A 7,740-nucleotide genomic window follows, 5' to 3' on the forward strand; every position below is an offset into this window, starting at 1 on the left:
GGCGATTCCCTCCGCATACGAATTCTTCAAGACAGCGACGCTAAGCTGAACCTTGGTTTCCCTATTCACTATTGACTATCCACTATCCACTAAAACACTAGTAACTTTGTTTTGATGCAAGATCTGAGATAATCGGTTATCAACCCACCGCCACCAGCCGATCGCGAGTTACCATAGATACATAAAGTGCGATCTAGTGGAATAAAGACATGGTACAGTCCCAATATTACGGCGGCGATAGCTACTACCGGACACCGCCACCAGATTTACCCTCACTGCTACTCAAAGAGCGGATTGTGTATATGGGTGGGCCGTTGGTATCGTCTGATGACTACAAGCGGCAGATGGGATACGATCCTACCAAATTGCTGATCGCCCAATTGCTCTATCTCCAATTTGACAACGCCGACAAACCGATTTACTTCTATATCAACTCCACCGGGACATCTTGGTATACTGGCGACTCGATCGGTTTTGAAACCGAAGCATTTGCCATTTGCGATACCCTCGGCTACATCAAACCTCCCGTCCATACTATTTGTATCGGGCAAGCTATGGGCACCGCTGCGATGATTCTCGCTGCCGGTACCAAAGGCTGTCGCGCCAGTCTCCCCCACGCCACGATCGTCCTCAATCAACCGCGCAGCGGCGCACAGGGACAAGCCAGCGATATCCAGATTAGGGCAAAAGAAGTCTTGGACAACAAGGCTGCCATCCTCGATATCTTCTCGCACAGCACGGGTCAACCCGCCGAAAAAATTGCCAAAGATACCGATCGGATGTTGTACATGACACCCACCGAAGCCAAAGAATACGGCATCATCGATATCGTCCTCAACAGCGTCAAAGACTTACCCACTCCGATTCCTGCCTTGGTCTAGAGAGTAGAGGGTAGGGGATAGGGGATAGGGAATAGAAGATAGTGAATTTAGACGCAAGCGTCTTTTTTATCCGATCCACCCGTCTACCCGTCCATCCCTACCCCCTACCCTCTAACCCCTACCCTCTAACCCCTATCCCCTATCCTCATGCCTGTCGATCGGATTTTAAACGTACCCTATAACCTTCCTGGCAGTCAGTATTGGCAGTGGATTAACATCTACACGCGGATGAGTCAGGAACGGATTATCTTCCTCAATCAGCCGATTACTGACGGATTGGCAAATAGTATGGTGTCATCGTTGCTGTATCTAGAATCAGTCGATAACACCAAACCAATTTATCTGTATATCAACTCCCTGGGCGATCCTGTCGCCGCTGGGATGGCAGGGCAAGAAATCGGGATGATGTCAGTGATGGCCGGACTGGCGATCTATGACACCATCAAGCACATTAAGTCAGAGGTATATACCATCTGTCTCGGTCAAGCAATGGGCATCGCCACCCTCTTACTCTCGGCTGGTGCCCCTGGCAAACGGGCAAGTCTGCCCCATGCCTCGATCGGATTGATGCCCGCACGGGCGGGTAGTCGCGGCCAAGCCTCAGATATTATCATCAATGCGGCTGAAGTTCTGGCCAAAAAGACTAATATCATCGATGTTTTCGCCCAAACTACAGGTCAATCGCCTGAGAAGATCGAGCAAGACAGCGAGCGGATGTTTTATATGACTGCTCACGAAGCCCAAGCCTATGGCTTGATCGATCGCGTCCTCGAAAGCTCCAAAGAATTGGCGGGAATAGGGGATAGGGGATAGGGAATAGGGGTTAGTGAATTCGGACGCTGGCGTCCTCTATACTTCACCCCCCAAATCAACCCCCTACGCCCTATTCCCTATTCCCTATTCCCTATTCCCTATCCCCTATCCCCTATCCCCTATCCCCTAAACTCCTATGTCAATCGGCGTTCCTAGCGTTCCCTATCGTTTGCCTGGTAGTTCTAACGAACAATGGATCAATATCTACGATCGGTTATTCCGCGAGCGGATTATCTTCATGTTTGAAGAAGTCGATGCCGGGATGGCTAATGCGATCGTAGCTTATATGCTCTATCTCGACTCGGAAGACTCCAGCAAACCGATCTTTCTCTATATCAATTCCCCTGGTGGTGAAATCACTGCCGGGATGGCGATCTATGACACGATCCAACATATCAAATCCGAAGTTGTGACCATCTGTGTCGGTTTAGCGGCTTCGATGGGTGCCTTCTTGCTCGCAGCCGGTAGTCCTGGCAAACGCTTGGCTCTACCCCACGCGCGGATCATGATCCACCAGCCTTTAGGTGGTACCGGACGGATGCAGGCATCGGATATCCAAATCGAGGCCAAACATATTCTCGAAACTCGGACGTTGCTCAATCAACTCATGGCCGAACGATCGGGTCAAACACTAGAGCAGATCGAGAAAGATACCGATCGCGATAACTTTATGTCAGCCGCTGAAGCGATGGCCTACGGACTAATCGATAAAGTGGTCGAGACTGCTAACGTGCGCTAATGACGATCGGTCATTTAATCTAAAGTAACGAAAACAAATCAAATCCCTATTCTCTTGGGCAAACTCTTTTCGAGAGCTGTGAGAATAGGGATTTTTTTGGATCTAAACATGCGATGTTTATCGTCAGTAATGAGAAGCTATCGAAAATTGTCATCTTCAAGACGCAATTTTACGATTTGAGTAGTTCTAATGAACCATTAAAGCTATGAAATCTACCGATCGAAACTTGAAACAATTTGTAATTTATGCTAACCACTACACAAAGAAAACTATTTAGTGTAAACTGAGACACATAATTGATTACATTAAACAACTATGCTGTCGATCGTGTCTAAACATCGATCGGGGTATGGATTGGAAACTTGGAAACGCTGACTGGTAGTTAATTCATCCTCCGTAACTCACAACTTAGCAACTAAACCTCTAATCGGATATCTTGCTTAGATTACCTTAGAAATTAGTACTTATCTATTAGTAATTCAGCCACGATCGCACTTATTAAGTCAAGTTATCTTTACAGTTACTTGCGAGCGGGGGTATCAAGGATTTCATGCGCAATGAGCCATTCTCAGACCAGCCTTATCACTTTAGTTATCAAAACGTATGGCCTTGCCCTTGAAGAAGATCGGGTAGAGGCGATGCTGATAACTTGGTTTCAAACATATGATTCGACTTGGATTGCCAAGGCAATCGTTGAATCTTTGTATCGCGGCAGATATAAGCTGATTTCGGTAGAAAATATCCTCAAAGACTGGCAACGGATTGGCAAGCCACGCTACAATTTTACGCCTGAATACGAGCGGGAAATTTTTCAAAATATCCCCTCGATCGTCGATAGTGGGGATTGGGAATCGTTATCAGCAGCAAGTGCCGAGAAAGGTGTCGCGAGCGAGTCGATCGATGCTGCAAGTGTAGAATCTGTAGGAACTGAGTCTTATTATATATTCATGCCCGTCGATCGGTCTGTAGCATCAGGCACACAAAACCTCAATCCAGAAGAATCGGCACCTTTTCAGTACCACCATAATTCAATTGCGATCGCGGATGCCCCAACACCGCAAGCTAAATCTGTTTCAGCAGCTACCGCACCAGTAGTCACGCCCGCTCGCATGGTAATGGCCGCTAATTACTCTACATCCAGAGCCATACCTTCAGGTAGCCTTCAGGGTGAAACGCAATTTCGCGCTCGCACTGAACCAGCTCGACAGGCGGTACGACCTGCAAAACGGCGGTTATTCAATACTCTCAAAGCAATTGTCGATCCCAACAATCATTATGACGCAACCGCCGAAGAATCAGTAGTGCTGTTGACACAATCCTTTGGACAGATGTAGTGAATCAGATTAGGGCAATCGAACTAGTGCTGTTACCAACCCGACTTTTTGGAGAAAGTCGGGTTTGTGCTTGAGAGGGTGTTTTAAAAAGTATTCTGCAATCTTACGATCGTCGATTGCGGAGTACTTGCAATAAGGTCAGGAAATACTCAGGAATCGGAGCTGTAATATCGATCGAGACCCCTGTCAGTGGATGAATGAGCTGCAACCGTCGCGCGTGGAGAGCTTGTCCTGGCAGCTTGACACCGTTCGCGCTAGCGCGCCACTTTGTGGCGGTCGATCTACCCGTCCCATAGACCGGATCGCCGACGATCGGATGTCCCATCTGGGTGGCGTGAACGCGAATCTGATGGGTTCTGCCCGTTTCCAGCCGAAATCGAATCAGGCTAAAACTCCGCAATCGCTCTTCAATTTGCCAATGGGTAACTGCGGTTTTACCACCACGATCGATCGGTAAGATCGCGTTTTTTTGGCGATCGACTGGGTGACGACCGATCGGCAGATCGATCGTGCCGCTATCGGCCTTCGGCGTGCCATAAACCACCCCTAAATACTCCCGTCGGGCAGTTTTGGCCTGAAGTTGCTGCTGGAGGTGTTGATGCGCCAGATCGGTCTTGGCGATGGCGATCGCGCCACTGGTATCTTTGTCGAGGCGGTGGACGATGCCAGGGCGTTGGACGCCACCGATGCTAGAGAGCGGACAATGGGCGAGGAGGGCGTGTACGAGGGTTCCCGTGCTGTGTCCGGCAGAGGGATGGACGACCATGCCAGCCGGTTTATTGACGATCGCCAGTTGGTCGTCTTCGTAGAGAATATCGAGCGGGATCGATTCTGGCACCAAATCGAGTAAATCTGGTGCGGGGATTGAGGCACACACGCGATCGCCAGATTTTACTCTATACTGCTTGTCAGTACACGCTCGACCGGCAATTTGTACTTGGCCTTGGGCGATGAGCTTTTGCCACCGCGAGCGCGAAAAATCGGGTAATTGGGTAGTAAGCCACAGATCGAGTCGTGGTTCGGTGCCATCTATATTGGGAACGATGAGTTCGAGCGTTTGCGGTACGGTGCCGTCGTCTAGTTCTGCTGCTAAATTATCGCGGCCAATGGGATTTACTACATTCATTTAAATCGATCGTGATGAAAACTAAGTTGCGCCGCCAGTCTCGGACGGTCAGAATCGAACATCAGAATGGCAAATTTATCATTCATGGCATGGGCAAATGGTACCATCAGTGGCGAGATCCGTACCATTTATTATTGACGATTCCGTGGATTGGGTTTGTAGCCATTGTCTCGATCGCTTATTTGCTAATTAATGCCCTATTTGCGTTGGCTTATTTAGTGGGGGGCGACTGCCTTGAAGGGGCGCGGGCGGGTTCTTTTAATGATGCCTTCTTTTTTAGCGTCCAAACCTTGGCTTCGATCGGGTATGGAGCGATTCATCCTAAAACATTTTATGCTAATGCGATTGTCACGGGTGAAGCGATCGCCAGCCTGTTGCTAGTTGCGGTCGTGACGGGATTGGCTTTTGCCAGATTTTCACGACCGACGGCTAAGTTATTATTCAGCCAGTTTGTACTGGTTAGCACTCACAATCGGCAACCGACTTTGATGTTTCGAGTTGCCAACGAACGCCACAACTATATTTTAGAAGCTACCGCTCAAGTATATCTAATTGTTGATGAAGTCACTGCGGAAGGAGAATCAATGCGTAAGATTCACGAACTGAAGTTGATTCGCCAACGCACGCCCAGTCTCGTCCTCACTTGGACGATCATGCACCCGATCGATCGCGATAGTCCGCTCTACGGCCTGACGATCGCCGATCTACAACAGCAGCGAGCTAATATTAGCGTGTTGGTGAGTGGTGTCGATGAGACCGTTGCCTATGCGATCTCAGCACGGCATGTTTACGAGACTGCGGAAATACTCGCCGATCGCCGGTTTGAAAATATTATCATTCAGTCACCAAATGGAGATCGGGTATTTGACTATAGTTTATTTCATCAAGTACGGGAAATTAATACCAGCGAAGATTGAAACTAGCAATGTTGATATCGTCCACTTATCTAACAGGTGAAACCAGTAATCGATATAAAAAAATGCTGGCAAATTAGCCGATGGATGCATATATACGTGGTGAGAATATAAACCAACACTGATTCCCAATAACTGCCAGCCAATAATGATAATTAAGCTGACAAAATTGCTCCAATTTCTAGTTTTGAGATCTAAACTAACCAGTAAGCCAGCAGCACACAACACCACCGCATCTACAAAAAATTGTAGCCAAGTGAGCAGTAATACCGTCACGATACTACCGATGATTATTAAAATTAATGCCCGCGTATCGGTCTTGAAAAATCCCGCAAAACCGATCGACACAGCGCGACTGGGATAGGTAACTATCCCACCCAATACTGTCGATCCAAATGCCACCAGCAGCCATACCAGCCGATCGTTAGTCCAATCATGCAACAACCAACCAAAAGTAGCATAAGTCAAAAATAAGATTGCCAGTGAAGTCCATGGCACTTTAGGAGTAGGAGATATTTGGCGATCGAGCACGGTTGGTTTGGGACCTCTAGCAACGATTAATTCAAGTTTTTAGCATCCTCACAACTGAGTGAGTAGTTATTACTGTTGATTTTGGACTTGTGTTACTAGTTCGAGGGCTTTTTTTGATTCTCGGCCACTGCCTTGCTGTTGATATAATTGCGCCGCTGTTTTCAAATCGCTGACTGCACCCGATCGATCTTTGAGGGCTTGACGGGCAGCACCGCGATTATAATAAGCTTCGGCAAAATCTGGAGTCAGTTCGAGCGTTTTATTAAAATCAAGAATTGCGGCTGAATAATCTTTTAGTTTCTTCTGAGCGAGGCCGCGATTATTATAAGCAGCCGCGTAGGTAGGATTGAGTTGAATTGTTTTACTATAATCGACGATCGCACCCGAATTATCGTTGGCTTTGCGGCGTAAGTTAGCCCGATTATAGTAGGAAAGATAGTACTTAGGCTCGATCTGAATCGCGCGATTGAAATCGGTAATTGCGCCTTGGGTATCGCCTAAATCTGCCTTTGACAAGGCGCGATTATTATAGGCAAGATGATAATTTGGATCGTTTTTAATTGCTAGATCGTAATCAGCGATCGCACCTTGACGATCGCCAGACTTAAATTTAGTGATGCCGCGATTGAGATAGGCATCGGCACGATTCGGTTTGAGTTTAATTGCTCGTGAAAAATCAGCAGTAGCCGCTTCAAAGTCACCAGTATCTTGCAGGAGATTGCCCCGATTGAGGTAAGCATCTGTCGCTTGTGGGTCGATTTGCAAGACCCGATTGAGATCGCTTAATGCACCTTGCTTATCGCCGAGATTGCTTTTGACGACCGATCGATTAAAATAACTGTTCGCACTCTGGGGATTCAATTTGATGACTTGAGTATAGTCATCGATCGCTCCTTGTTTATTACCCGTTATGCCGTAGGCAATGCCACGATTGAATAGAGCTTTATCGTAGTTAGGATTAATCTGTAGCGATCGCGAATAATCAGCAATTGCGCCATCATAGTCCTTCCTCTGGAATTTTTGGTTGCCAGCGATCAACAGATCTTCCGCTTGTTTTTGAGCGTTTTGAGCGAGATTACCGTTCTGGCGAATAGACAATTGTCGATCGGTACGAGCATTGACATCGATCGCTCCCAATAGTGTAGTAGTAAATACGATCGCGAGCGTCGTCGCAGTTTTAATTATCATTGGTAGTTGCATCATAATTAGGATCTTAAACAGTGAAAAATTAGAATTTTTGGTGTCACTAAAACGAGCGTCGATCGCCATGATTGCTCTCTACGATCTAGATCGAATCACAGATGATGTTCGGTCGATCGATGTCGTGGTGTACCTCGATTCATTCATCCCAAAACTATCTAGACTTGGAGTAGATATTCGATCGCCAAAATCGGACGAGTAC

General features: G+C 47.3%; 8 protein-coding genes. 5 read left to right on the forward strand and 3 right to left on the reverse strand.

Annotated features, from left to right (window positions below; genetic code table 11):
- Positions 1-209: 209 nt before the first annotated feature.
- From RMO84_RS20895 to RMO84_RS20910, 4 genes are all read left to right on the forward strand, one after another.
- Entirely contained in the window at positions 210-881 is a 672-nt protein-coding gene (locus tag RMO84_RS20895; RefSeq protein WP_310490362.1) for an ATP-dependent Clp protease proteolytic subunit, read from the forward strand.
- A gap of 147 nt (positions 882-1,028) precedes the next feature.
- Positions 1,029-1,694 carry an ATP-dependent Clp protease proteolytic subunit gene (locus RMO84_RS20900; protein WP_310490363.1) on the forward strand — a complete coding sequence of 222 codons (666 nt, stop codon included), beginning with the start codon at positions 1,029-1,031 and terminating at the stop codon, positions 1,692-1,694.
- Between the two features lie 136 nt (positions 1,695-1,830).
- Complete coding sequence (locus RMO84_RS20905) at positions 1,831-2,433, forward strand: ATP-dependent Clp protease proteolytic subunit (protein WP_310490364.1); 603 nt, start codon at positions 1,831-1,833, stop codon at positions 2,431-2,433.
- Positions 2,434-2,990: 557 nt separating this feature from the next.
- On the forward strand, positions 2,991-3,767 hold the full coding sequence (locus tag RMO84_RS20910; protein ID WP_310490365.1) for a hypothetical protein: 777 nt from the start codon (positions 2,991-2,993) through the stop codon (positions 3,765-3,767).
- A 103-nt stretch (positions 3,768-3,870) separates the two neighbouring features.
- Here RMO84_RS20910 and RMO84_RS20915 read toward each other — a convergent pair whose 3' ends face one another.
- Positions 3,871-4,893, reverse strand: a complete 1,023-nt coding sequence (locus RMO84_RS20915; protein WP_310490366.1) for an RluA family pseudouridine synthase — start codon at positions 4,891-4,893, stop codon at positions 3,871-3,873.
- Between the two features lie 14 nt (positions 4,894-4,907).
- Here RMO84_RS20915 and RMO84_RS20920 point away from each other — a divergent pair, with 14 nt between their 5' ends.
- Entirely contained in the window at positions 4,908-5,810 is a 903-nt protein-coding gene (locus RMO84_RS20920; protein ID WP_310490367.1) for an ion channel, read from the forward strand.
- Here the strand turns inward: RMO84_RS20920 and RMO84_RS20925 are convergent.
- Both RMO84_RS20925 and RMO84_RS20930 read right to left on the reverse strand, forming a co-directional pair.
- A complete protein-coding gene (locus RMO84_RS20925; protein WP_310490368.1) occupies positions 5,769-6,305 on the reverse strand; it encodes a hypothetical protein in 537 nt (178 codons plus the stop codon). The genes RMO84_RS20920 and RMO84_RS20925 overlap by 42 nt on opposite strands.
- A gap of 102 nt (positions 6,306-6,407) precedes the next feature.
- Positions 6,408-7,541, reverse strand: a complete 1,134-nt coding sequence (locus RMO84_RS20930; protein WP_310490369.1) for a tetratricopeptide repeat protein — start codon at positions 7,539-7,541, stop codon at positions 6,408-6,410.
- Positions 7,542-7,740 lie beyond the last annotated feature (199 nt).

The organism is Chamaesiphon sp. VAR_69_metabat_338, assembly GCF_031423935.1.
GTDB lineage: Bacteria > Cyanobacteriota > Cyanobacteriia > Cyanobacteriales > Chamaesiphonaceae > Chamaesiphon.